We start from the raw sequence: 24,683 nt of genomic DNA on the forward strand, positions 1-24,683 counted from the left end.
GCGGTGATGTTCTCGAAGGTGTCGGCGAGTTTGTTGCCCGGACGGTCGGGGATGGCGAGCGTCCACGGGTCCCTCAAGGAGCCCTTCACGGACCACTGCCCGCAGCGCCAGGGACTTGAGCTGCGCAGGCCACGCTCGTCGACCGTCCACAAAGGACGCGGACTTCGCTGGAATGCTTGATGTGCGACTATGCGACCGTCTGCTGAACTCCGTGAGGGGAACCCTGAGGGACTCAGAGTCCGTCAGGGTTCCCCTCACGGACGCCTGGCCCCGCCAAGGTCCTCCGACCTGGGCAAACCGCACCCGCAGCGCCGCCCTAAGTCCCTGGCATTGACCCCCGCCGGTCCGTGAGGGGCCCCTTCGCGGACCGGCGGCGGCCCGCACGCGATGCGGCTGCGGATCGGTGCGAGGTCAGGGTTTGCGCCACAAATGCACGGTGGTGTCCGCTGTCGAGCCGGAAGTCGTGGCGAGGGTTTTCCCGTCCGGACTGACTGCGAGGTTGAGGATTCCGGGGAGACCGGCTCCGTCCTGTTTGCCGTCGAGGTCGCGGACCGTGACGGTGCCCGTCGCGATCGCGACGAGGTGCTGGTCGTCCAGCCCAGGGACGGCCATGATGACGAAGGCGTCTTTCATTTCCCCGTTGCCGGGATCCTGGGACAGGGAAAAGGCCGGGCGGATCTCTTTGTGCGTGGCGGTGTCCCACTGCCGCACCTTCGGCTGCGAGCCGGTCGTGCCGCCTGCGGTGGTGATCAGCGTCCGGCCGTCGGGCCGGAAAGCGAAGCAGCAGAGCTGCTCGGTTTCGGCGAAGGCGATCGGGTTTCCCCGCATCCGGAGGGAAGCCGTGTCCCACAGGCTGAGCTGACTCGTGTGGGCGGAGTGGCCGTCCCGCTGGTAGATGGCGAGGGTGCGTCCGTCGGGGCTGAACTCCGCGTTCCGGAAGGCGGCCGGTGTTTCGATGCTGCCGATGCGGGTGCGGTCGGCGACCCGCCACAGTTCCAGCCTGCGCGGGGAGGACATCGGCACCGCCACGACGCCGCCGTCGGAGCTGAGCGCGGGCCAGCTGCCGTCATGGTCGATGTTTTCGAGCACGAGGGGTTCGCCGATTCCCCGTCCGGTTCGCGGGTCCCAGGTCTGCGTCGTGAGCTGGTTGTCTCTGACTCTTGAGGCGGCGAGGGCGCTGCCTTCGGGGCGGAAAGCCAGGCCGGTCAAGCCGGTGTCGGGGAAGGGGCCGAGGCGCGGACCGACCGGTTTGCGCGTCACTACGTCCAGGACGTCCATGGTGGAGTCGGCGTTCACCGTGGCGAGGAGGCGGCCGTCGTGGTTGAACGCGAGGAACTGCGGATGTCCGCGTGCGGTGAGGAATCCGGATTCGACGAGGGGCGGCTGGGGTGCGGGCGGAAGCGCGTCGGGTGCGGGCGGATTCGGCCAGGCGAGCCAGGCGGCGAGTCCGGCGATCACCAGGGCGAGCGCGCCGATCAGGATTCCCCGGCGGGGTGCCGGGCGTCGCGGAGGCGGCGGGGCGTCTGAGACCTGGTAGATCACTGAGTCGTTCTGCGGTGCTGGCTGGCCGTCGAGGAACTGGGCGAGTTCGGCGGTGCGCTCGGCGATGAGCTTCTCGACGGCGGGTGGCCACGGCTCAGCCGACGGCCCGATTGCTTCGAGGAGTTCGGCGGCGGTGAGCCGGTCGGCCGGGTTTTCCGCGAGGCACGGGCGGAGCGCGTCGGGAAGCGCGCCCTGCGCGGCGAGAAGCGCGCCGAGCGCGAGCAGGTCGTCGGCTGGGTCGTCGCCGGTCGCGCGGGCGATGAGTCTTGCCCCGCTGCTGGTGAGCCGGACGTGGGACGCCGTCAGCCGCCCGTGGGCCAGCCCGGCGCTGTGGAGCTGAGTCAAGTCGGCGGCGATTCCGGCGGCCAGCCGGAGCACGGCCGGTTCGGGCAGCGGGTCGGGCACGTCCTGCAGAGAGGGGCCGGGCACGAACTCTTGCGCCCACCAAGGCATCGACGCGTCCGGATCGGCCTCGAGAACCGCGCTCAACGCCGCGGCCTCGGCGGATCGCTGGTCCGGCAGGGTGAGCGCGACGAGGCGGTCGTCCGGTCCGCTGCCGAGCAGCACCCGGGTCGTCGCGTCCCGGGCCAGTTCCGCGAGCACCCGGTACTGGCCGAGCCAAAGCGGGTCGCCGACCGCCGGTCTTCGCATCAGCTGCCTCCCCAGAAAGCTGTCCGAGAAGGGCGATCTTGCCAGCTCGGCGGCCGGGCTGGGTACGAGCGGGCAGAATCTCTCGGCGAGACGGGCATTTCCCGGGGCGGGAGTGCTTGAATGCGATCATGGTCGCACTTCGCACTCTGGGCTCATCCGACCTCGCCGTCTCCCCGCTGTGCCTCGGCGGGAACGTGTTCGGCTGGACGGCCGACGAAACAGCGTCGTTCGCGGTGCTGGACGCCTACGCCGAGGCGGGCGGGAACTTCCTCGACACGTCCGATTCGTACATGTACCACTTCCCGGGCAACGAGGCCGGGCAGTCCGAGGCCATCATCGGCAAGTGGCTCGCCGCGCGCGGCAACCGGGACGATCTGGTCGTCGCGACGAAGGTCGGGGACAGCCCGCGGTTCAAGGGGCTCGCTCCGGCGAACATCAAGGCCGCGGCCGAGGAGTCGTTGCGGCGGCTGGGGATCGAGCGGATCGACCTGTACTACACGCATTTCGACGACGAGTCCGTCCCGGTCGGGGACATCGTCGCCGCGCTCGACGAGCTGGTGAAGGAAGGCAAGGTCCGCGCGATCGGGACGTCGAACATCAGCCCGGAACGGCTGGCCGCGTCGCTGGAGTTCTCCGACCGCGAGGGGCTGGCGAAGTACGTCGCGCTGCAGCCGAAGTACAACCTCGTCGCGCGGGAGTACGAGAGCGAGCGGCGCGGGATCGCGGAGCGGCACGGGCTGGCCTGCGTCCCGTATTTCGGCCTGGCGTCGGGGTTCCTGACCGGCAAGTACCGGCCGGGACAGCAGGTGGACAACATCCGCAATCTGCCCGGGCTCGCGGGCGGTTACGCGGACACCGAGCACGGCGTGAAGGTGCTGGCGGCGCTGGAGGAGGTCGCGAAGGCGCGCGGCGCGGAGATGCCGACGGTCGCGCTGGCCTGGCTCGCGCAGCAGCCGACGGTGGCCGCGCCGATCGCGTCCGCGCGCACGGTCGAGCAGGTTCCGGCGCTGGTCGCGATGCAGGACGTAGCGCTGAGCGACGAAGAACTGCGGATCCTCGACGCCGCCTCCGCGTAGGTCATCAGCTGTGCCGCGGCGGGTCCTGCGCGCCGACGCCCAGCACGCGGCCGAGCGCGATGAGTCCCTCGTCGAGGTGGCTCAGGCTGGACAGGACCGCGCGGGTCTCGGCCTCGTCGATCCGGTCGGCGACCGGGGTCCCGTCGTCGCGGACCAGCTTGCGCAGCCGCGTGCTGCCCGGGTTGCTGACCGCCTCGTGCACGAGGTCGACGTTCGCGATGATCCGGCCGGCGAACTGGTCCAGCCGTTCCGAGACGGGACCGGCGAGCTGGCCGGGCTGCGCGCGGGCGGCCACGTGCCGGGCGCGGAAGGCGATGCCCTCCAGCGTGGTCAGCACGTGCCAGCCGTAGTCGCGGCGGGCGCTGCGCAGGTTGATCGGGTGGGTGAGCGGTTCGATCGTCAGCCGCACCTGCTCGACCGCGCGGTCGAGATCGCGGGACATCTCGATGATGTTCACGTTCTCGCGGCCGGACAGCAGCGTCGCTGCTGATTCGACGAACTCGTGCAGTTCGTCGAGCGCGATCGCGATGTCGTCCAGCATCACCGCGCGCGTGCGGACCGGCAGCACCACCACCGCGGCGAGCAGCCCGCACGCCGCGCCGACCGCGGTTTCGGCGACCCGGATCCACAGCACCTCGATGCTGAACGTGCCGAGCAGGCTGTAGAGCAAGCCCAGCATGCTCGTCACGAAGAACGCCATCAGGAACTGCGAAACCCGCGCCGTGTAGACCATGCCGAAGACGCAGACCAGCAGCAGCGCGAGGATCGCCGGGGTGTTGCCGCTGACCAGCAGCGCGAGCGCGACGCCGCCGACGATGCCCAGCAGCGTCCCGCCGGTGCGGCGCATGCCTTTCACGAATCGCGCGCCCGCGCTGGACGTGCCGATGAACACGACGAACACCGTCAGGACCGCCCAGTACCAGCGCTGCGGCGAGATCAGCTGCCCCGCGAGCACGGCGAGCCCGCCGCCGAGGACGGCCTGGATCGCACCGCGGGTCTGGTTGTCGTAGGCGAACGCCTTGGTCGGTTCGTCTTCCTCGTCCTCTTCGGCCGGGAAGTCCACTCCTGCCTGCAGACTGGCGATCCGCTGCGCCCGGTCGTCCGCGACGGCCAGTTCGGCGATCGCGCGACGGACGCCGTCGCCGGGGTGCGCGCGTTCGTCGATCCGGCTGCCTTCCACCAGCATCCGGCTGTACTCGCCGGTCTCGCTGATCAGCGGCAGGTCGCGCGGATCGCGTTCCATCAGCGACCGGAACCGGGACAGCCGGGCCACGAGATCGTCGGCGACGCCCTCGGGCAACGGCTGCGAGCACGTCCGCCGCACGGTGATCACCAGCCACTGCACGGCCAGCTCGACCTCGATGACCCGGCGGCGCAACTGGTCGGCGCGACGGTCGTCGACCACGTCGGGAGCGTGGTCCTCGATCAGCAGGACCACCTCGTGCAGCCGCTCCACCGACGTGCGGATCTGCCGGTTGCTGCGGTCCGAGCCGCCGGACGAGATGTACGCCTCGGTCGCCCGCACCGCCGCGCCGAGCCGCGCCCGGAACGCCTGCCGGTAGCGGATCAGCTCGCTTTCGGCGTTGCGGCGCAAGAGAAGGAACCGCACGACCGCGTTCGCGGCCACGCCGATCGCCAGCGCGATCAGCAGGTGCGGCACCTGCGCGAGGTGCGCCTGCAGGAACATCGGGAAGAAGAACAGGAAGAACGCCATCGACCCGAGCGCGATGCCGCGCGCGCCGAACCGCTGCACGTACACCGCGACGAAGATGAGCAGCACGAACACGACGCTGTCGAGCGGCGCGTAGGCGGAGCCGAAACAGGCGGCGGTGATCGACGCGGCCCCGACCGCGAGCGCCAGCAGCAGCGTGACGGCCTGGCCGCCGCTGGTCGCGTCGTTGACGGTGAACGCGCTCATCATCGCCGCGATGGCCGCGACGAGCGTGGTGGTGAGCGGGAAATGCAGCGGCAGCATCGCGAGGACCGCGAGCACGATGCCGAGCACCGCCGACGCGGCGAGCCGCAGCCGGACGAGGCCGGGGTCGGCGGCCGCCAGCCGGTCGAGGAAGGCGTTGCGCACGTCGGTGATCATCGGGCCAGCAGCTCCCACTGGGCGAGAGCGACGCGGCGCCGGGTCGAGGCGCGGACCCGCAGCCGGTAGTGCCGGCACGCGGCAGGGCCGTCGAGCACGAACGGCCGGGTCTGGCGCCGCCAGCGGAACACCTCGCCGGAGCGTTCGTCCAGAGTCCGCCACTGCTGTCCGTCGTCGGAGCCTTCGAGTACCCAATCCCGCGGATCGCCCGCGCTGGCACCGGAGGTCAGCGTGTAGAGGACCACTTCGCGCGGCTCGCCTTCGGCAGTGAAGGCGATGGTCGGCCTTGGCGTGCGGAAGACGGCCTGGGTGCGGCTGGTGTTGTCCGTCAAAGCGGCGATCCCGGTGCCGGCCAGATCGCTGAGCGGCGCGGGGGCGACCGGGGTGACCGGTTCGGCGCCCCAGGCGCCGGGTTCGGCGCGGACGTCGAACTCCAGCACCGCGCCGCGCGCGAGGACCGCGTGCGCGAGGGTGGCCGAAGGGTGCGGTTCGCCGTCGACAGTCAGGCCGTGCACGTAGGGCGTGTCGGCTCCGCTGTCGGCGCTCGCGGCGCGGGGTGCTCGGATCACCAGGTCCTTTCCGTTCTCGAGGTGCACGGTGGCGGAGCGGAACAACGGCGCGCACACCGCGTACCGCGGGCTGCCGACGGTCAACGGGTAGAGACCGAGGGCGGTGAAGACATACCAGGCCGACATCTCGCCGTTGTCCTCGTCCCCGGGATAGCCCTGGCCGAGTTCGCTGCCGAGGTACAGCCTGCGCAGCACCTCGCGGACGGTGCGCTGCAGCTTCGCCTGCGCTCCGGCGAAGGCGTAGACGAACGGGATGTGGTGCGAGGGCTGGTTGGAATGTCCGTACTGGCCCATCCGCACGTCGCGGGCCTCGGTCATTTCGTGGATCCGGCCGCCCTGACCGGTCTCCGGGGTCAGGAAGAACTCGTCGAGTTTCGCCTCGAGGCCCTTGAGGCCGCCGTGGAGCGCGGCGAGGCCGGGACCGTCGTGCGGCACGGAGAACGCGGTGTTCCAGGCGTTGGTCTCGACGTAATCCGGACCCCACACCGTGGGATCGAATCCTTCCGCCGGGTGTCGCCAGCCGCCGTCGAGGGTGCGGCCCTGGAAGAAGCCGATCCGCGCGTCGAAGTGGTTGGCGTAATGCTGGGCGCGCTGGCGGAAGTAGACGGCGTTGTCGGCGAACCGGCGGGCCCGCGCGCCGCTGCTTTCGCGGGCGAGCGCGTCGGACAGGTTGGCGAGGCCGAAGTCGTTGAGGCAGCCTTCGAGCGCCCACGACAGGCCGCCGCGCGTCGAGGCCGGGGTGTAGCCGAGGAACGCGGAGCGGTCGAGCCCCTTGCGGCCGACGCCCGCGCGCGGCGGGGTGACGGTGGCGTTCTTGAGCGCGGCGTCGTAGGCGGCCTCGACGTCGAAGTTCGTGACGCCCTTCAGGTACGCGTCGGCGAACGCGACGTCGGAGCTGGTGCCGGTCATCAGGTCGGCGCAGCCGGGGGAGGACCACCGGGCGATCCAGCCGCCTTCGCGGTACTGCTGCACGAAACCGTCGATCATCCGGCCGCACTGACGCGGCGCGAGCAGCGCGTACGCGGGCCAGACGGTGCGGTAGGTGTCCCAGAAGCCGTTGTTGACGTACAACTCGCCGTCCACGACCTTCGCGCCGGTGCGCCGCCGCGTGCTCGGCCGGAAACTCCGCACGACCGGGCTCGCGTGCCGGATGCCGCGCGGCGTGTTCTCGTGCGCGACGTTCGGGTACAGGAACATGCGGTAGAGGCTGGAGTAGAAGGTGGTCAGCTCGTCCTCGGACGCGCCCTCCAGCTCGACCTTCCCGAGCATCTCCTGCCAGCGTTCCCGGGCGTTGTTCCGCACCTGGTCGAACGTCGTGCCCGCCGGGATTTCCAGCGTCAGGTTGCGTTTCGCCTGCGCGAGGCTGATCAGCGACGTCGCGATCCGCAGCGTCACCTCCGGCGCGGCGAACTCCAGGCTCCCGGTCACCGTCCGCCAGAACGGCCGCCGGATCCGTCCGCCTCCGACCGGGCGTTGATCAGCCTCGGCGTACACGAACATCCGCCGCGCGCCGGTCGACAGCCCGCTCCACACCCACGTGTGCCCAGTGACGATCCCGCGCTCGGCGTCGATCCGGAGACCGCCGCGGTTGCGGGCGTTGTCGAACAGCACCCAGCCGCGGCCGTCCGGGAAGACGAACCGGAACATCGCCGCGTGCTCGGACGGCGCGACCTCAGCGGCGATGCCGGTGCGAAACCGCACGCGGTAGTGGTGCGGCCGGTCGGTCTCGTCGTCGTGGCCGAACGCCAGCGAACGCCGCACGCGATCCGGCTCGACCGGTCCGGTCCCGGGCATCAGGTGGAAGGTGTGCCGGTCGCCCATCCACGGACTCGGCTGATGGCTGAGCCCGAACGCCTGCAGCCGCGGCTCGTTCCGGTCGTCGTTGTGGCGGTGGTAGGAGTAGAACCAGTTCAGCGCCCGGGCGTCGGTGACCGGGGTCCAGAAGTTGAACCCGTGCGGGACCGCGGTGGCCGGGAACGTGTTGCCGCGCGAGAACTCGCCGCTGGAATGCGTGCCGCGCGTCGTGCGAACCCAGTCGACCGGGTCCTTGCGCCGCGGCGGATGCGCGGCGATCCGGACGTCGTCCAGCCAGCCCGTCCCGTCGGAGCCTGTCACCAGCAGGATGCGCCGCACCCTTCGTCCCGCGAACGCTTTCAGCGGACGACGCACCAGGTTCCACTGGTCGACGCAGAGTTTCTTCGGCTCGGGGGAGAACCCGGCGCGGCTGCCGTCGTCGAACTCGACGTCGAGCGCCACGTGCGTGCTGCGGTAGGTCGGGACCGGACCGTCGGAGGCCGGGAAGACCACATACGACAGTGCACTGTGGTCAGTGACCGGAATGTCCACCTCGAACAGTGTCACGGTGGGCCCGGCCTGGTAGCGCAACGCTTTCGCCCCGGTGAACCCGACCCCGGTCTTCGCGGTCGGCGACCGGCGCGGCCCGTTGTCCACTCGCGCCCCCGCGACCGGCTGCGGATCGCCCGCTTCGAACGAGGAGAAGAACGCAGCCGTGGTCACGCCCCCACGGTAATCGCTCCCGCACCGGCGGTGCCGGATCAGCTCGCGGTGAGCCGGATCAACCCCGCGTCGGTGGAAGCGAACCCGCAGGCGCCGAAGTAGAACGGGCGGAGACGCGGTTCGAAGTCCACGTGCAGCCACTCGCAGCCCGCGTCCCTCGCGGCGTCCCGCGCCCGGCGGACGAGTTCGGTGCCGATGCCGCGGTGCTGCCAGTCCGCGTGGACCTTCGGGTCGAGGAGGAACGCGTGGTCCGCGCCGTCCCAAGCCAGGTTCGCGAAGCCGACCAGTTCGGTGCCGTCGTGCGCGCTGACCCAGCCGAGGCTGTGCTGCTTCGCCCGGTCCCACCAGCCGGGTTCCGCGCTGCCGCCGTGGGCTTCGGTGAGGGTGACCAGTTGGGCGTCGGTGAGGGCGGCGCGCCAGGAGTAGTTGATCTTCATGGGCCGACGCTCCCACGGGCCCGGGCGCGGGAGCCAGCCAATAAGCTGGTGCGGCGATGAAACACGTCAGAGTGGAAGCGACCGGGACGGGCAACTACCTCGATCCTCGCGCGTATCTCGGCCTGCGGTGCGTCAAGGACCTCGTGCTCGACGCGCTGCAGCGCGGAATCGCGGACGGCGAGGACTGGCTGCAGCTCGGCTTCCGCCACAACTGCTGGAAACACGAAGAAGACCTGAGCATCCGCTACGTCGGGCTCAGCACCCGCAACCCCGACCCGGCCGACTGGACCGGCTTCGGCCCGGTCACGCTGGACGAAATCCTGCCCCACGAACACGGCTGCAGCCACGAGATCGGCTTCCTCGGCGGATCCCTCACCGTCGTCAGCCGCGACCTGACCGCGACCTGGACCGAAGCCGACTGCCCGGACAAGTAAGCCGATACGCCGCAGGCCAGGAACCCGGAACGAATCCGAGCCCCTGGCCTGCGGCTATCTGCCGGAAATCAGCCGATCAGAACTGCGCGCACTGCCCCGCGGAAGGCCCGCGAACAGTATTGGCGAGCTGATGATCCGTCGGGGCGGGAGAGTTGCCCGTACAGGCCAACGGCCCGCCCACCGTGCTGCTCGAGAGCACCGACCCCTGGTTCCCGGTCAGGTTCACCGGGCCCGAGATGTCCGTCAGCTCGATCGACACCGGCCCGGTCGAGCCGGTGATCGACACCGGACCGGACACCTTCGTCCGGTTCAGCACCACCTGCGCCGCACCGGACGCCGCCACCGGACCGGTGATCTGGCCGCCGCGCACGATCAGCGAAGCGCCGCGCGCCACGTTCACCGGGCCCGACACCGTCGCGCCGTTCAGGCACACCACGCCGCTCGACACGGTCAGCGGGCCGTTCTGCACGCCGGCCAGCGTTTTGCCGCATGAGGCGTCCGGGCGGCCCAGCAGTTCGAACTCCGCCAGCGTCGCCGGGCCGCCGGTGGTCGCGGTGACCTCCAGCCGGTAGTAGGCGTAGTGCGCCGGGTTCTTCACCGCGAACGCCCGGGTCTGCTGCCGCCACGGGAAGGACTGGTCGGTCTGCTGATCGGCGACCGTCCAGTTCTTCCCGTCGTACGAACCCTTCAGCGTCCAGCTCTTCGCATCACCGGCGCCGGTGCCGGAGGTGAGCGTGTAGTGCGTGACCCCCTCGTCCGTCGACTTCAGCTGGTACTGCACCGCACCCGTCACCTTCGCCTGCGTGCGCGAGGTGTTGTCCAGCAACGCCGACGCGTCCGAACCGTCCGAAGTGGACAGCGTGCCCAGCCCGGGACCGGTCTCGTCGTGCAGCGGCGTCGGCACCGCGTCGCCCGTGGTGATCGACTTCGGCGCGTCGCCCGCGCCGGTGCCCCACGTCGACGGGTTCGGGCCCATGTCGAAGTCGAGCGTGGCGCCGTGGGCGAGCACGTCGTGCGGCAGCGACGTCGACGTCCAGTTCTTCCCGTTGACCTTCAGGCCCTGGATGTAGACGTTCTTCGCCGAGTTCTTCGGCGCGTTGATCACCAGGTCCCCGCCGGGCAGGTGCACGGTCGCCTTGGTGAACAGCGGCGACCCGATCGCGTAATCCGGGCTGCCCATCTGCAGCGGGTAGAAGCCCAGCGAGCTGAACACGTACCACGCGGACATCTCGCCGTTGTCCTCGTCGCCCGCATAGCCCTGGCCCAACTCGCTGCCCGTGTACAGCCGCGACACCGCTTCGCGCACCTTCGCCTGCGTCTTAGCCGGCTGGCCCGCGTAGTCGTACATGTAGAGGATGTGGTGCGAAGGCTGGTTGGAGTGGCCGTACTGGCCCATCCGCACGTCCCGCGCCTCCCGCATCTCGTGGATCACGCCGCCGTAGCTGCCCGGGTAGTTCGCGGTCTCCTGGTCGGCGAAGAACTGGTCGAGCTTGGCGCCCAGCTTGTCCTTGCCGCCGTAGAGATTCGCCAGCCCCTGCCCGTCCTGCGGCACGGTGAAGGCCATGTTCCAGCCGTCGGTCTCGGTGTAGTCCCCGCCCCACTGGCGCGGATCGTAATCAGCCTTGGCCTTGGTGAACTTCCCGCTCGCGTCCTTGCCCTGGAAGAACCCGGTGCTCGGGTCGAACAGGTTCACGTACTGCTGCGCCCGGCTCGTGAAGTACTGGTAGTTCTCCAGGTACTCCGCCTTGCGCGGATCGTTCGCCGCGGCCGTGTCGTACAGCTTCTTCGACAGGTTCGCGATGCCGAAGTCGTTGACGTAGCCCTCGATCGCCCACGAGAAGCCCTCGCCGGTCGAGTTCGGCGTGTAGCCCAGGAACTCCGACTGGTCCAGTCCCTTGCGGCCGACCGCCGAGTTCGGCGGCGTCACCGTGGCGTTCTTCAGCGCCGCGTCGTAGGCCGACTTGACGTCGAAGTTCGTCACGCCCTTCTGGTAGGCGTCGGCGAACGCGACGTCGGAGCTCGTGCCGGTCATCAGGTCCGCGTAACCGGGGGAGGACCAGCGCGCGATCCAGCCGCCGTCGCGGTACTGCTGCACGAAACCGTCCACCATCTTGCCCGCCATGTCCGGCGTGAGCAGCGAATACGCCGGCCAGGTGGTCCGGTAGGTGTCCCAGAACCCGTTGTTGACGTAAGTCTGGCCGTCGACGATCTTCGACCCGGTCCGCGTCGCGGTGTCCGTGCCCGTCTTCGGCGAAACCGGGCTCGCGTACTGGTACTTCGGCGCCTCCTTCGTGCCGACGTTCTCGAAACCCTCGTTCGGGTACAGGAACAACCGGTACAGGTTGGAGTACAGCGTCTCCATCTGGTCCTTCGACGCGCCCTGCACCTCGATCACGCCGAGCTGCTTGTCCCAGGCCTGCTGAGCCGCGTCCCGCACCGCGTCGAACCCGGCGTTCGGGGCGATCTCCTGCTCCAGGTTCTTCTTCGCCTGGTCCACGCTGATCAGCGACGTCGCGATCCGCATCGTCACGGTCTTGTCCGCGCCCGCGGCGAACCGCAGGTAGCCGGTCACGTTGTCCCGGTTCTGCCCGGTCAGCTTGCCGCCGGTCGTGACGGGCTTGTCGAACGTGGCGTACACGAACATCCGCCCGGCGCCCGCGGACAGACCGCTCTTCGCGTCGGAGTACCCGCTGAGCGTGCCGTTCGCCGGGTCGAGCGTGAGCCCGCCGGAGTTGTTGACGTTGTCGAAGATCAGGCTGGAATCGTTGCCCGGGAAGGAGAACCGCAGCACCGCCGCGTGATCCGTCGGCGCGATCTCGGTCTTGATCCCGTTCTGGAACGTGACGCCGTAGTAATGCGCCCGCGCCACCTCGTTGTCGTGCGTGAACGGCAGCGCGCGCTTGTCGCGGTTGGCGTCCGGCACCCCGCTCGCGGCCGACGGCATCACCTGGAAGCTCTGCCGGTCGCCCATCCACGGGCTCGGCTCGTGGCTCACGCTGAACGCCTGCAGCTGCGGGAGATTGTCCGCGTTGTTCTGCGAGTGGTAGTTGTACAGCCAGCTCGCCGAACCCGCGTCCGTCACCGGAGTCCAGAAGTTGAACCCGTGCGGCACCGCGGTCGCCGGGAAGTTGTTGCCCCGGGAGAACGTGCCGTTCGCCATCGTGCCGCGCGTGGTGAGCACGTTGTCGCTGGGCCGCGTGCTGGCCGGCGGCGTCGGCGTCGCGGAGATCTTCAGGTCGTCCAGCCAGCCCGCGAACTGCGCCGGGCCGTTCGCGTTGTCGTAGCCGATCGCGATCCGGTCGATCGTCTTGCCCGACGCGACCCGCCCGATCACCGAACGCACCAGGTTCCACTGGTTCGCGTACAGGACCTTGCTCGCGCCCTGGCCCTCCGGCGTCAGCGGGAACCCGTACTGGTCGGTCGCGCCGAGATCGCGCAGATGCGTCCCGTCGGTGAAGTCGAGGTCGACCGCGACGTTCGTGCTCGGGTACTTCAGATCGCCCTCGACGAACTGCGGCTGCACCTTGTAGGACAGCTCGGTCGTCCCGGTCACCGGGATGTCGACGTCGTAGACCTTGTTGTAGGAATACCCGTGCCCGGCCTTGGGCTGGCTGCCGGAATACCGGAACGCCTTCTTACCGGTGAACCCGACCCGGTTCTTGTTGGTGTAGCCCGAATTCGGGCCCGAGTCCACCACGCTGCGCATGTTCGGCAGCGGCGGCGGGGCCGGATCGTCGTTGGCCAGCAGCAGCTCCGAGAACTGCATGATGTCGTCGCCGTGATTGCGCGTGACGTCCATCTGGTAGTACCGGTACGCGTCGCTCGGCGCGGCCAGCTTGTAGTCGTTCTGCTGGAACCGCTTGTCGAACGACTGGCCCGACTGCTTGTCCAGGTCGGTCCACGTCTTGCCGTCGGCCGACCCGCGCAGCGTCCAGTCCTGCGGGTCCCGGCCGGGCGCGTCGTTGGCCGAGGAGACCGCGTAGTGCGTGATCTTCGTCGGCTCCGACAGCGTGAACGTCACCGACGCGGCCGGATCCCACGACAGCCACTTGGTGCCGGTGCTGCCGTCGATCAGGTTCGCGGCGACCTCGCCGCCGCCGGTGTTCTCGCTGGTCGCGCTGATGTCGGTGACCTTGCCCCGGATGTCGCCGGGGATCGCGGTCCCGTTCGCGCCGTCGACGCCCGAGGCCCGCGGCTTCCCGGCGGCATCGGTGTCGACGGCGTCCTGCGCCGGTTGCGGGTCGTTCGGCTCGAACGAAGAAACGAAGTCCGGCGGGGCGGCCTCGCCCGGCGCGGCACCGGCCGCGACGGGAAGGACGACCAGGCCCGCCGCCGCCACGGCCGCGGCGAGCACGACGTGGAACGGTCTGGCGCTTCGGGGCATCATTGCTCCCAGTTCGTCAGGGGGATCAGGGATCGGGAAACGAGTCGGGACTCGGGGCCCCGGAAGCTCAACGCGCGGGTGACATCGATGTCAAGGCCGCCCCGCAAACCTGACCGGAAACGGACAACCGGCGGCGGCCCGGCTACGGCAACCGGGTTCCCGCCCCAATGCCACATTGGGTGCATCTGACGCACCCAATGTGGCGTTCGGTGCGCCGCATGCACCCAATGCCACATTGGGGCGGTCGGGCGGGAACACCGGGACGAGTGCGCCCGGGAAAACTGCCGCGCACCGGCGGTGCGAGCGCACCGGCGCCAAGGTCCGGCGGGTATAACAGAGTCCATGCCAGACGACGCCATCGATCCCGACGAGGAAGCCCGCCGCCGGGCCGGACTCGCACTCGCCAACGGTGACCCCACCGGGTGGTTCGAGCCCCTCTACGCGGCCGCGGAAGCCGGAGAGGCCGTCCTGCCGTGGTACCGCGGCAAGCCCTCGCCGGAACTCGCCGACTGGATCGACGGGCGGCCTGGAGACGGCCGCCGCGCCCTCGTCGTCGGCTGCGGGATGGCCGACGACGCCGAGCTCCTCGCCGCCTCCGGATACGAGACCTCCGCCTTCGACGTCTCGCCCAGCGCGATCAAAGCCGTGCTCAACCGCTTCCCGGACACCGTCGTCTCCTACCGCACCGCGGACCTGCTCACCCCGCCCGCGGAGTTCCACTACGCCTTCGACCTGGTCGTGGAGATCATGACCGTCCAGTCGATGCCGAAGGACGTCCACGACCCCGCGATCGCCTCGGTCTCCGGCTTCGTCGCCCCGGGCGGGACGCTCGTCGTCGGCGCGGTCGCCGAGGAAAGCATCGACCTCGACACCTGGGAAGGGCCGCCGTGGCCGCTCAGCAAAGCCGAGGTCGAGTCCTTCGCCCGCGACGGCGTCACCCTGACCTCGCTGCGGCGCGTCCGCGACGACGCCCGGTGGTGGGCGGAGTTCACCCGCTGATGCCCGAGGACCGTCCCGCGACAAGCCACGAACGCGACGCAGGCCGTCCGTGGGACGAGTCCTATCAGGACGGTCCGGCCCCGTGGGACCTCGGCCGCCCGCAACCGGCGATCGCCGAACTCGCCGCCGAGGGCGCGTTCCGCGGCACGGTCCTCGACGCCGGATGCGGCACCGGAGAGAACGCGCTGCACCTCGCCGCGACCGGACTGTCCATTGTGGGCATCGACGTCGCGGAAACCGCGGTGGCGCAAGCGAAAGAGAAGGCCCGCGTCCGGGGTCTCGCGGCCGAGTTCGCGGTCGGCGACGCGTTCCGGCTGTCCACTCTGGACCGGACCTTCGACACGGTCCTCGACTGCGGCCTGTTCCACACCTTCGACGCCCGGGAACGCCAGGCCTACGTCGCCGGCCTCGCGTCCGTCACCGAACCGGGCGCGAGGCTGCACATCCTGTGCTTCCGGGACACGGACGGGGACGCCGGTCCGCATCCGGTCACGCGAGCCGACCTGGAAGCGCCGTTCCACGACGAGAGCTGCTGGCGGATCGAGACCCTCAGGGACAGCCGGATCGTCGCGAGGTTCGCGCCGGACGGTCTTCCGGCCTGGCTGGCGACCGTCCAGCGCGTCAATCCGTGAGCCTCAGCAGGACTCGAGGAACCGCGTCAGCACCCGGGTCCCGAACCGCAGCCCGTCCACCGGCACCCGCTCGTCCACGCCGTGCGCCATCGCCCGGTACGGGAAACCCTCCGGCAGCGCCAGGGGAGCGAAGCCGTAACACGCCATCCCCAGCTGCGTGAACGCTTTGGCGTCCGTCCCGCCGCCCATGCAGTACGGCACCACGACCGCCTCCGGGTCCTCCGCCCGCAGCGCCGCGGCCATCGCGTCGAACCACGGCGAATCGACCGGAGCCTGCACCGGCGGCTGATGGGCCACGAATTCCCGCGTGACCCCCTCGCCCAGCAACGAATCCAGCACCGCGAACAGCTCGTCCTCGGTCCCCGGCAGCACCCGCACGTCGACCTGCGCGCTCGCCTTCGACGGGATCACGTTCACCTTGTACCCGGCGTCGAGCATCGTCGGCGTGGTGCTGTTGCGCACCGTCGGCACCACCAGCGACCCGGCCGTCCCCAGCCGCGCCACGGTTTCGTCGACCGCTTCGCCCGACGAGAGATCCACCGGCACGCCCAACGCGGCGCCGGTCCGCTCCAGGAACGCGCGCACGGTCGGCGTCAGCTGCACCGGCCAGCGATGCTCCGCGATCCGCTGCAGCGCCCCGACCAGCCGCACGACCGCGTTCTCCGAGTTCGGCCGCGACCCGTGCCCGGCCCGCCCGGTCGCGGTGAGCCGCAGGTGCGCGGTCCCGCGCTCAGCGGTCCCGACCGGGTACAGCCGCACCTTCCGGCCGTCCGCGGCGGGCACGTGATAGCTGTACCCGCCGGACTCGCTGATCGCCGCCGCGCAGCCCTCGAACAGGTCCGCGTGCTCCTTGACCAGCCAGTGCGCGCCGTAGTCGCCGCGGTCCTCCTCGTCGGCGACGAACGCCAGCACGAGATCCCGCCGCGGCCGCAGCCCGGACGCGACGGCCGCCAGCACCATCGCGCAGAAATCCTTCATGTCGACCGCGCCGCGGCCCCACAGGAACCCGTCGCGGACCTCGCCCGAAAACGGCGGTACAGACCAATCGGCCGCCGCCGCGGGAACCACGTCCAGATGCCCCTGCACGAGGAGCGCGGGCAGCGCCGGATCGGTGCCCGGAATCCGCGCGATGACATTCGCCCGCTGCGGTTCGGACTCCAGAATCCGCGCCGAAACGCCGTACCGGCCCAGGAATTCGGCGACGTACTCGGCGGCGAGGCGTTCGCCCGCGGCCTCCCCGTCGCCCCAGTTGGTGGTGTCGAACCGGATCAGGTCCGCGCACAGCGAAACAACGTCGACCTCAGCCATAGATGCCCTGCACCGCCCCTGCCGCGATGGCCGTGACCACCTTGAACGCCTTCATCGCCTCGGTCATGCTCGGCGCCTCGAACGCGACGCGGCGCGTCCCGGTCTGCTCCACGGTCGGGATCACCGCGGTCGCCTGCGCCAGATGGCTCGCGTCGAACTCGACCTCGATGCGGTGCCGCCCCGGCGTCCGCTCGGCGCGCCCGGCCAGCGCCATCGACTCCCGCGCGCCGGTTTCCAGCAGCCTCGCCGTGCGCGCCGGCGGCAGGCAGATCGCCGCGTACCGGCTCACGCATTCCTTGACCTGCACCAGTTCCGCGTCCGGCGCGTAGTCGCGCGCGTCCTCGCACGTCTGGTCGTCGCCGCTGACCAGCAGCACCGGCACGCCGTACTCGGCCGCCATCGCCGAGTTCAGCCTGCCCTCGCTCGCGGGCACGTCGTCCAGCCACACGCCGGTGATCTGGTTTTCCAGGTACGTGTGCGACAGGACGCCGTCGAACCCGGCCCCGGCGTGGTAGCCGAGGAACACCACACCGTCCACACCGGAATCGATGCCTTGCATCATCGACAGCGGTTTGTGCCGCCCGGTCAGCATCCGCGCGCGTTCGTCGAGGTCTTCCAGGAGCAGGTTGCGCTGCGACGAGTGCGCCTCGTTGACGAGCACGTCGGTCGCGCCCGCCGCGTACAGGCCGGCCAGCACCGCGTTGACGTCGCCGGTGAACATGCCCCGGAACCGCTGCCACTGCGGGCTCCCGGGCACGACGTCGTCGGTCCAGGTGACCCCCGTGGCGCCTTCCATGTCGGCCGAGATCAGGATCCGCATGCCGGCACTCTAGTGATCCGCGCCGCGACCATAACGATCGGACACGCAGCGGCACCGTCACATATTGCGCGCTTCCCGCCGTATGTGGTTACTTTTCGTCTCTGGGGTCGGGGATTGACGATGGGGTGGTTCTCAAGTGCGAAATAAGCACAGGCGGCACGGGTTGCGCCGCGTTTTCGGTGTCGTGATGGCAGGAACGCTGGCGATTCTGCCGTTGGCGGGCACTGCGACCGCGCAGCAGCAGGCACAGCCGAAGGTGCTGCGGGTCGCGTTGACCACTGGTATCGACCACCTGAACCCGTTCACCGCCGGGCTCGCCGCGTCGACCCAGGTCGGCCGGTTCATCTACGAGTTCCTGACGATCCCGTCGCAGGACAAGGCCGAGGCCGCCCCGGCGCTCGCCGAGTCGTGGACGACGTCGCCGGACAAGCTGACCTGGACGTTCAAGATCCGCAAGGGCGCGAAGTGGTCCGACGGGCAGCCGGTCACCGCGAAGGACGCCGCGTTCACCTTCAACCGGATGCTCACCGACGCCACCGCGCGCACCGCGAACGGCAACTACGTCGCGAGCTTCCAGTCGGTGGCCGCGCCGGACGACGCCACACTGGTGATCAAGACCAAGACCGTCCAGTCGTCGATGGACCTGCTCGACGTCCCGATCGTCCCCGAGCACGTGTGGTCGCAGATCAAGGACCTGAGCGACCCGAAGACCGACACCATCCCGGTCGTCGGCGTCGACGACGGGCCGTACCAGATCACCGAGTACAAGCAGAACGAATACGTCAAGTTCAAGGCCAACAAGGACTATTGGCGCGGCGCGCCCAAGGTCGACGAGCTACAGCTGCTGGTGTTCAAGGACGTCGAGGCCGCGGTCAACGCCCTCAAACAGGGCGAGGTCGACGTCATCAACCGGCTCACCCCGACCCAGTTCGACGCGCTCAAGGACCAGCCGAACATCGCGCTGAACAAGGCGCCCGGCCGCCGCTACAACGAGATCAACCTCAACTTCGGCGTCCAGAACTCGGAGAACAAGCCGATCGGCAACGGAAACCCGGTGCTCAAGGACATCCGGGTGCGCCAGGCGATCGCGCAGTCGATCGACATCTCCACGATCGTGGACAAGGTCGCGGGCGGCTACGCCCAGCCCGGCGGCGGCGTGATCCCGCCGATCTATTCGGCCTACCACTGGGATCCGGCGCCGGGGGAGGCGCGCAAGTTCGACCTCGCCGCCGCGAACGCCGCGCTCGACGCGGCCGGCTACGCGAAGGGCCGCGACGGCATCCGCACCGCGCCCGGCGGCGCGCGCCTCGAACTGCGCCTCACCGGGCACGCGAACCGCGCGCCCGACCAGCGCCTCGCCCAGTACGTCACCGGCTGGCTGCACGACATCGGCATCTCGGTCAAGCAGGAACTCGTCTCCGACGACGAGCTGAACGACCGCACCAACGCGGGCAACTACGACCTCGCGATCTCCGGCTACGCGAACAACCCGGACCCGGACTACTCGCTGGCGCTGCACACCTGCGCCGCGCGGCCGAACGCCGAGGGCAAGGGCGGCACCACCGACACGTTCTTCTGCGACCCGCAGTACGACGCGCTCTACGCCAAGCAGCTCGCCGAAACCGACCCGGGCGTGCGCGCCGGCTACGTGAAGCAGGCCCAGGCGCGGCTCTACAGCCAGGCCGTGAACGTCGTCTACGACTACGACAACGCGCTCGAGGCCTACCGCTCCGACAAGTTCTCCTCGTTCGGCAAGCAGCCCCAGCCCGAGGGCTCGATCCTCGAACAGACCGGCTACTGGGGCGTCTACGGCGCGGTCCCGGCCGACGCTTCGGCCGCGTCCTCGGACAGCGGTTCCGGCACGACCGTGTGGATCGTCGTCGGCGCGGTCGTGCTCGTCGTGCTCGTGGGCGGCGGCATCGCGCTGTCCCGCCGCGGCAAATCCGCCGACGACCGGGAGTAACGCCCGTGAGTCAAGCGATAGCGCCCGACCAGGCCTCGGTGCTCGCCGACCCCGACGAGCGCCGAGGCGGCACCGGGACCCTCCGGTTCGTCCTCAAGAAGATCGCCGAGGCGGTCGCCAGCGTCTTCCTGGTGATCGTCCTCGGGTTCTTCCTCTTCCGGCTGCTGCCCGGCGACCCGGTCGCGTTCATGGCCCGCGAACGTCCCACCGACCCCGGCCAGATCGCCGAACTGCGCGAACGGCTCGGCATCGACAAGCCCATCCTCGCGCAGTTCGGGAACTACTTCGTCGGTCTCTTCCAAGGCGACTTCGGCGAGTCCTACATCGAACGCCGCCCGGTGCTGGACATGATCGGCGAACGGCTCTGGCCGACCGTGCTGCTCGTCGGCAGCGCGACCGTCCTCGCCGTCGCGCTCGGGCTGTGGCTCGGCATCCGCGCGGCGTGGAAGCGCGACAGCTTCTTCGACCGCGCGCAGACCGGCATCGCGCTGACGTTCTGGTCGGTCCCGCAGTTCTGGCTCGGCCTGCTGCTGCTCGTGGCCACCAACGGGCTGTTCCCCAGCCGCGGCATGCACTCGCCCGACGCCGGGCCTGGATTCTTCGCCCAGAGCCTCGACGTGCTGCACCACCTGATCCTGCCGTGCCTGACGCTGCTCGTCGTGTTCTACGCGCAGTACATGCTGGTGATGCGCTCGTCGCTGCTCGGCGAGATGAACGCCGACTACCTCACCACCGCCCGCGCGAAAGGCCTGCGCGACGACCTCGTCCGGCGACGGCACGCGGTCCCCAACGCGCTGCTGCCCACTGTGACGCTGGTGTTCATGCAGTTCGGCACAGTCGTCGCGGGTGCGGTCACCGTCGAAGCGGTGTTCAGCTGGCCGGGCCTCGGCCAGCTCACCTACGACGCGCTGCACGGCCCGGACCTGCCGGTGCTGCAAGGGGTTTTCATCGTCCTCGCCAGCGCCGTCGTCCTGATGAACCTGTTCGCGGAGCTGCTCTACCGCGTGCTCGACCCGAGGGTGCGTACCGCATGACCTCAATCCCCGCGAAAACCGAAAGCGTCCGCGCGATCGCGTGGCGCCGCCGCCGCGCCGGAATCGCCCGCACCTGGCACGAATTCGCCACGCAGAAAGCCGCGTTGGCCGGGCTGTTCCTGCTCGTGCTCACTGTGCTGCTGGCTCTGCTGCTGCCGCTGATCAGCGACCAGAGCGGCCTCGACGTCACCCGCGTCACCGGCAAACCGCTCAGCCCGCCGGACAGCCAGTTCTGGCTCGGCACCGACATCGACGGCCGCTCGGTGCTGCTGATGACGGTGTGGGGCACCAGGATCTCGCTGCTCGTCGGGTTCTGCGCGACCGCGCTGAGCGTGTTCATCGGCACCCTGATCGGCATCACCGCCGCGCACTTCGGCGGCTGGGTGTCGGCGATCCTGTTGCGGTTCACCGACTTCTTCCTCGTGCTGCCCTCGCTCGTGCTGGCGATCGCGCTGGCGGCCGTGCTGCCGCAAGGGATCTGGACCATCGTGCTCGCCATCGGCGTCACCGCCTGGCCGAGCACCGCCCGCCTCGTCCGCGCCCAGACGCTCACCATCGAAAGCCGCCCCTACATCGAACGCGCCCGCGCGCTCGGCGGCGGCCACCTGCACGTGGTCGCCAAACACGTGCTGCCCGGCGTCGCCCCGCTCGTGCTCGCCAACACCACCCTCGTGGTCGGCAACGCGGTCATCGCCGACGCCACCCTCTCCTTCCTCGGCGTCGGCGACCCCACCTCGATCTCCTGGGGCGCCATGCTGGAAACCGCACTCAACAACGGCGCGGTCACCCGCGGCGCCTGGTGGAACCTGCTCCCGCCGGGCATCGCGATCGTGCTCGTCGTGCTGATGTTCACCCTCGTCGGCCGCGGCCTCGAAACCGTGCTGAACCCGCGGCTCAAAGGACGGCACTCGTGACCGCGCTGCTCGAACTGAAAAACCTCGGCGTCACCTACCGCACCGGCGGCGGCGACGTCCCCGCGGTCCGCGGCGTCGACCTCCGCCTCGACGCGGGCGGCACGCTCGGCGTCGCGGGGGAGTCCGGCTCCGGCAAGTCCACCGTCGCGATGAGCGTGCTCCGGCTCCTGCCGCGCAGCGCGAAGATCACCGGCGAGATCCTGCTCGACGGCGAGGACGTCAGCGAGATGCGCTGGGGACGGCTGCGCGCGGTCCGCTGGGCCGAGGCGTCGGTCGTGTTCCAGGGCGCGATGCACGCGCTCAACCCGGTCCGCCGCGTCGGCGAGCAGATCGCCGAACCGATCCGGCTGCACGCGCCCGAAGGCAAGGCGCAGTCCGAAGCGCAGGTGCAGGCCCGGGTCACGGAACTGCTCGAACAGGTCGACCTGCCGCGCTCGCGTGCGGGCGCGTACCCGCACGAACTGTCCGGCGGCCAGAAACAGCGCGTGATGATCGCGATGGCGCTGGCCTGCGAACCGCGGCTGGTGATCGCCGACGAACCGACCACCGCGCTCGACGTCATCGTCCAGGCCCAGGTCCTGTCCGTATTGTCGAAGCTGGTCGCCGAACGCGGCATCGGGCTGATCATGATCAGCCACGACCTGTCCGTGCTCGCCGCCACCTGCGAACGCATCGCGGTGATGTACGACGGGGAAGTCGTCGAGGAACGCCCCAGCGCCGAGCTGATGTCCTCACCGCACCACGAACACAGCCGCGCCCTCGCCGCCGCCTTCCCGACGGTCGGCGACCCGGTCTCGCGCTACGCCCCGGCCACCGCGACCCCGCTGCCCCCGGAACCGGACGAACGCGGCGGCTCGGACGAAGCGCCGCTGCTCGCCGCCGAGGACCTGCACGTCACGTTCCGTGACCGCAAGGGCAAGCGGATCCACGCGGTCGACGGGGTGAACCTGCAGGTCCGCCGGGACGAGATCGTCGCGCTGGTCGGCCAGTCCGGCTCCGGCAAGACCACCCTCGCCCGCACGCTGCTCGGCCTGCAGAAACCCGACTCCGGCGCGGTCCGCTACGCGGGCAAGCCGGTGCCCTCGGCCGGGGCCGGGCTGCGCGCGTACCGGCGGGAAGTCCAGCTCGTGCTCCAGGACCCGACGAGCGCGCTCAACCCGGCCCACACGGTGTACGAGGCGGTCGCCGAGGGCCCGCGCATCCACGGCTTGCCGAACGAACGCGACGTCGTGCTCAAAGCGCTCGAATCCGCCGAACTGCGCCCGCCGGAGAAATTCCTCGACCGGCTCCCGCACGAGCTGTCCGGCGGCCAGCGCCAGCGCGTCGTCATCGCCGGAGCACTCGCGCTCGAACCGTCGCTGCTGCTCGCCGACGAACCGGTGGCCTCGCTCGACGCGTCGGTGCGCGGGGAAATCCTCGCGCTGCTGCTCCGGCTCCGCCGCCAGCTCGGCCTCTCCGCCCTCGTCATCACCCACGACCTCGGCCTGGCCTGGAACATCGCCGACCGGGTCGCGGTGATGTACCGCGGCGAACTCGTCGAGACCGGTACCGTCGAACAGGTCCTGCTCGACCCGCAGCACGAGTACACGAAGTCGCTGCTCGCGGCGCTCCCCGGGGGCACCGCGCAGCGGACCGCGGCCGAGACCTGACCCCGGTCCGCCCCGGGCGCGCGCCGAAGCCGGGCGCGCCCGGAGCCAGTGCGGGGCGGGCCGACTGCACCCGGTAATCTTCTGGATCGAAATGGCCACTACTATCGACGACGCGCAGCCGAACGCCGGAGGTCTCGACCGGCAGTTCCTGACGCCTTCGCGCTTCCCCTACCGCACCATCGCCATGGGCACGGTCGGAAGCGCCCTCCTCATGCTCGCCGCGCTCGGCGCCGGCGGCATCCTCATCCGAGACCCCGTCATCGGCCACGGCCCGCTCTCGTGGATCCGCTACGGCCACGGCCGGGCGCTCGCCAACGCGCTGCTCTACAGCGGCTTCGGCCTCGTCGTGTGGGCGTGGGTCCGGCTCGGCCGCTACGCGCTCGCCGGGCGCATCGGCAGCAAGCCGATCCTGATCGCCGCGCTGTGCTGGATGGCGCCGCTGATCGTGTCGCCGCCGCTGTTCACCCGCGACGTCTTCTCCTACCTCGGCCAGGGCGCGCAGCTGCTCTACGGGCTCGACCCGTACGCCAACGGCCCCGCCGAGCTGCCCGTGCTGCCGAACGTCGTGCAGAACGTGCACCCGCTGTGGCAGACCACGCCCGCCCCGTACGGGCCGCTGTTCCTGCTCATCTCCAAGGGCATCGTCGCGATCACCCAGGACCACATGATCGCCGGCGTCATCCTGACCCGGCTCGTCCTGCTCGTCGGGCTCGGCATGACGCTGTGGGCGCTGCCCCGGCTCGTCAAGCACCTTGGCGGGAAGCTCCCGGTCGCGCTGTGGGTCGCGGTCGCCAGCCCGATGATGGTCATCCACCTCTTCGGCGGCCCGCACAACGACCTGATGATGCTCGGCTTCCTCACCATCGGGATGCTCGCCGCGCTCGAGCGCAAACACGTCATCGCGGTCGTGCTCGTCACCATCGGCATGCTGATCAAGCCGACCGCCGCCGTCGCGCTGCCGTTCATGGTCTGGATGTGGGCCGCGGACATGGCGGGCCCGTCGAAGACGAAGAACTTCTTCAAGGCCGGGGCCGCCGCGGTCGGGCTGTTCCTGCCGGTGTTCGTCGTCGGCACCTGGGTCTCGCTCGGCTCGCTCAACCTCGGCTGGTGGTCCGGCCTCAAGGCCCCGCAGCTCATCACCAACTGGCTGAACTTCCCCAGCGGCATCGGCGAGGCGGTCTACAACCTCGTCCACATCATCGCCAACGTCCAGCCCTCGCCGTTCGTCACCGTCGCCCGCGCCATCGCGATGGTCGGCCTCGTCGTGTTCGGCGTGCGGCAGTGGTGGCTCGCCCGCGGCGGCGGCAAGGAAGCCGTCTACCGCGCCGCGATCACCCTGCTGGCCGTCGCGATCCTCATGCCGCCGACCCTGCCCTGGTACCTCACCTGGGGCTTCGTCCTGATCTCGGCGTTCCCGTGGGAACGGCGGAACCTGTCGGCGATCGTGGCGATCTCGGTCTTCGTGACCCTCGTGTACTACCCGACGGGGGAGCAGGCGCTCTACGACTGGTGGTTCATCGCGATCGTCGTCGTGGTCAGCCTCTACGCCGCCGCGTCCCTGCTGCGCCCCGACCCGCTCGGGCTCGTCGCCGCGTGGCGGAAGAAGCCCAAGGACGAGGAATTCCTCCCGAAGCAAGGGTCGTGAGTGGTGGCGCCGGTTCG

Annotated in this window: 16 protein-coding genes; 9 read left to right on the forward strand and 7 right to left on the reverse strand. The window is 70.1% G+C overall.

The genetic code is table 11. The features are described 5' to 3' along the window. Nucleotides 1-411: 411 nt before the first annotated feature. Nucleotides 412-2,193, reverse strand: coding sequence for a hypothetical protein (locus ABZX37_RS45930; protein WP_354750640.1), 1,782 nt, complete (start codon nt 2,191-2,193; stop codon nt 412-414). A 128-nt stretch (nt 2,194-2,321) separates the two neighbouring features. On the opposite strand from ABZX37_RS45930, the gene ABZX37_RS45935 reads away from it, so the two are divergent. After that, entirely contained in the window at nt 2,322-3,269 is a 948-nt protein-coding gene (locus ABZX37_RS45935; RefSeq protein WP_354750641.1) for an aldo/keto reductase, read from the forward strand. 4 nt (nt 3,270-3,273) lie between these two features. Here ABZX37_RS45935 and ABZX37_RS45940 read toward each other — a convergent pair whose 3' ends face one another. Genes ABZX37_RS45940 through ABZX37_RS45950 form a run of 3 tightly spaced genes read right to left on the reverse strand, consistent with a single transcriptional unit; the run spans nt 3,274 to nt 8,884 of the window. Then, on the reverse strand, nt 3,274-5,361 hold the full coding sequence (locus ABZX37_RS45940; RefSeq protein ID WP_354750642.1) for an FUSC family protein: 2,088 nt from the start codon (nt 5,359-5,361) through the stop codon (nt 3,274-3,276). Then, nucleotides 5,358-8,447: a GH92 family glycosyl hydrolase gene (locus tag ABZX37_RS45945; RefSeq protein ID WP_354750643.1), complete on the reverse strand. Its 3,090-nt coding sequence runs from the start codon at nt 8,445-8,447 to the stop codon at nt 5,358-5,360. Before ABZX37_RS45945 ends, ABZX37_RS45940 begins: the two co-directional genes overlap by 4 nt. Nucleotides 8,448-8,485: 38 nt before the next feature. Further along, nucleotides 8,486-8,884, reverse strand: a complete 399-nt coding sequence (locus ABZX37_RS45950; RefSeq protein ID WP_354750644.1) for a GNAT family N-acetyltransferase — start codon at nt 8,882-8,884, stop codon at nt 8,486-8,488. A gap of 56 nt (nt 8,885-8,940) precedes the next feature. Here ABZX37_RS45950 and ABZX37_RS45955 point away from each other — a divergent pair, with 56 nt between their 5' ends. Beyond that, nucleotides 8,941-9,318 (forward strand): hypothetical protein, encoded by a 378-nt coding sequence (locus tag ABZX37_RS45955; RefSeq protein ID WP_354750645.1) that lies wholly within the window; start codon nt 8,941-8,943, stop codon nt 9,316-9,318. Nucleotides 9,319-9,394: 76 nt separating this feature from the next. Here the strand turns inward: ABZX37_RS45955 and ABZX37_RS45960 are convergent, their stop codons facing one another. After that, nucleotides 9,395-13,702, reverse strand: a complete 4,308-nt coding sequence (locus ABZX37_RS45960) for a GH92 family glycosyl hydrolase (RefSeq protein WP_354750646.1) — start codon at nt 13,700-13,702, stop codon at nt 9,395-9,397. A 342-nt stretch (nt 13,703-14,044) separates the two neighbouring features. Between ABZX37_RS45960 and ABZX37_RS45965 the strand changes: the two genes are divergently transcribed. Both ABZX37_RS45965 and ABZX37_RS45970 read left to right on the forward strand, forming a co-directional pair. Further along, nucleotides 14,045-14,701: a class I SAM-dependent methyltransferase gene (locus tag ABZX37_RS45965; protein WP_354750647.1), complete on the forward strand. Its 657-nt coding sequence runs from the start codon at nt 14,045-14,047 to the stop codon at nt 14,699-14,701. Beyond that, nucleotides 14,701-15,333: a class I SAM-dependent methyltransferase gene (locus tag ABZX37_RS45970; protein WP_354750648.1), complete on the forward strand. Its 633-nt coding sequence runs from the start codon at nt 14,701-14,703 to the stop codon at nt 15,331-15,333. The genes ABZX37_RS45965 and ABZX37_RS45970 overlap by 1 nt, the downstream gene beginning before the upstream one ends. 3 nt (nt 15,334-15,336) lie before the next feature. Here ABZX37_RS45970 and ABZX37_RS45975 read toward each other — a convergent pair whose 3' ends face one another. Together ABZX37_RS45975 and ABZX37_RS45980 are read right to left on the reverse strand one after the other, a co-directional pair. Beyond that, nucleotides 15,337-16,641 carry a M20/M25/M40 family metallo-hydrolase gene (locus ABZX37_RS45975; RefSeq protein ID WP_354750649.1) on the reverse strand — a complete coding sequence of 435 codons (1,305 nt, stop codon included), beginning with the start codon at nt 16,639-16,641 and terminating at the stop codon, nt 15,337-15,339. Beyond that, nucleotides 16,634-17,461, reverse strand: coding sequence for a M55 family metallopeptidase (locus ABZX37_RS45980; protein WP_354750650.1), 828 nt, complete (start codon nt 17,459-17,461; stop codon nt 16,634-16,636). The genes ABZX37_RS45975 and ABZX37_RS45980 overlap by 8 nt, the downstream gene beginning before the upstream one ends. A 187-nt stretch (nt 17,462-17,648) precedes the next feature. On the opposite strand from ABZX37_RS45980, the gene ABZX37_RS45985 reads away from it, so the two are divergent. The 5 genes from ABZX37_RS45985 (at nt 17,649) to mptB (ending at nt 24,666) form a co-directional block, all read left to right on the forward strand. Then, entirely contained in the window at nt 17,649-19,424 is a 1,776-nt protein-coding gene (locus tag ABZX37_RS45985; protein WP_354750651.1) for an ABC transporter substrate-binding protein, read from the forward strand. A gap of 5 nt (nt 19,425-19,429) precedes the next feature. Continuing rightward, nucleotides 19,430-20,458, forward strand: a complete 1,029-nt coding sequence (locus ABZX37_RS45990) for an ABC transporter permease (protein ID WP_354750652.1) — start codon at nt 19,430-19,432, stop codon at nt 20,456-20,458. Then, complete coding sequence (locus tag ABZX37_RS45995) at nt 20,455-21,372, forward strand: ABC transporter permease (RefSeq protein WP_354750653.1); 918 nt, start codon at nt 20,455-20,457, stop codon at nt 21,370-21,372. The genes ABZX37_RS45990 and ABZX37_RS45995 overlap by 4 nt, the downstream gene beginning before the upstream one ends. Beyond that, entirely contained in the window at nt 21,369-23,021 is a 1,653-nt protein-coding gene (locus ABZX37_RS46000; RefSeq protein WP_354750654.1) for an ABC transporter ATP-binding protein, read from the forward strand. Before ABZX37_RS45995 ends, ABZX37_RS46000 begins: the two co-directional genes overlap by 4 nt. 91 nt (nt 23,022-23,112) lie before the next feature. Continuing rightward, nucleotides 23,113-24,666, forward strand: coding sequence for a polyprenol phosphomannose-dependent alpha 1,6 mannosyltransferase MptB (mptB, locus tag ABZX37_RS46005; RefSeq protein ID WP_354750655.1), 1,554 nt, complete (start codon nt 23,113-23,115; stop codon nt 24,664-24,666). The last annotated feature ends 17 nt before the right edge of the window (nt 24,667-24,683 follow it).

This window comes from Amycolatopsis sp. NPDC004079 (genome assembly GCF_040610415.1).
GTDB lineage: Bacteria > Actinomycetota > Actinomycetes > Mycobacteriales > Pseudonocardiaceae > Amycolatopsis > Amycolatopsis halotolerans.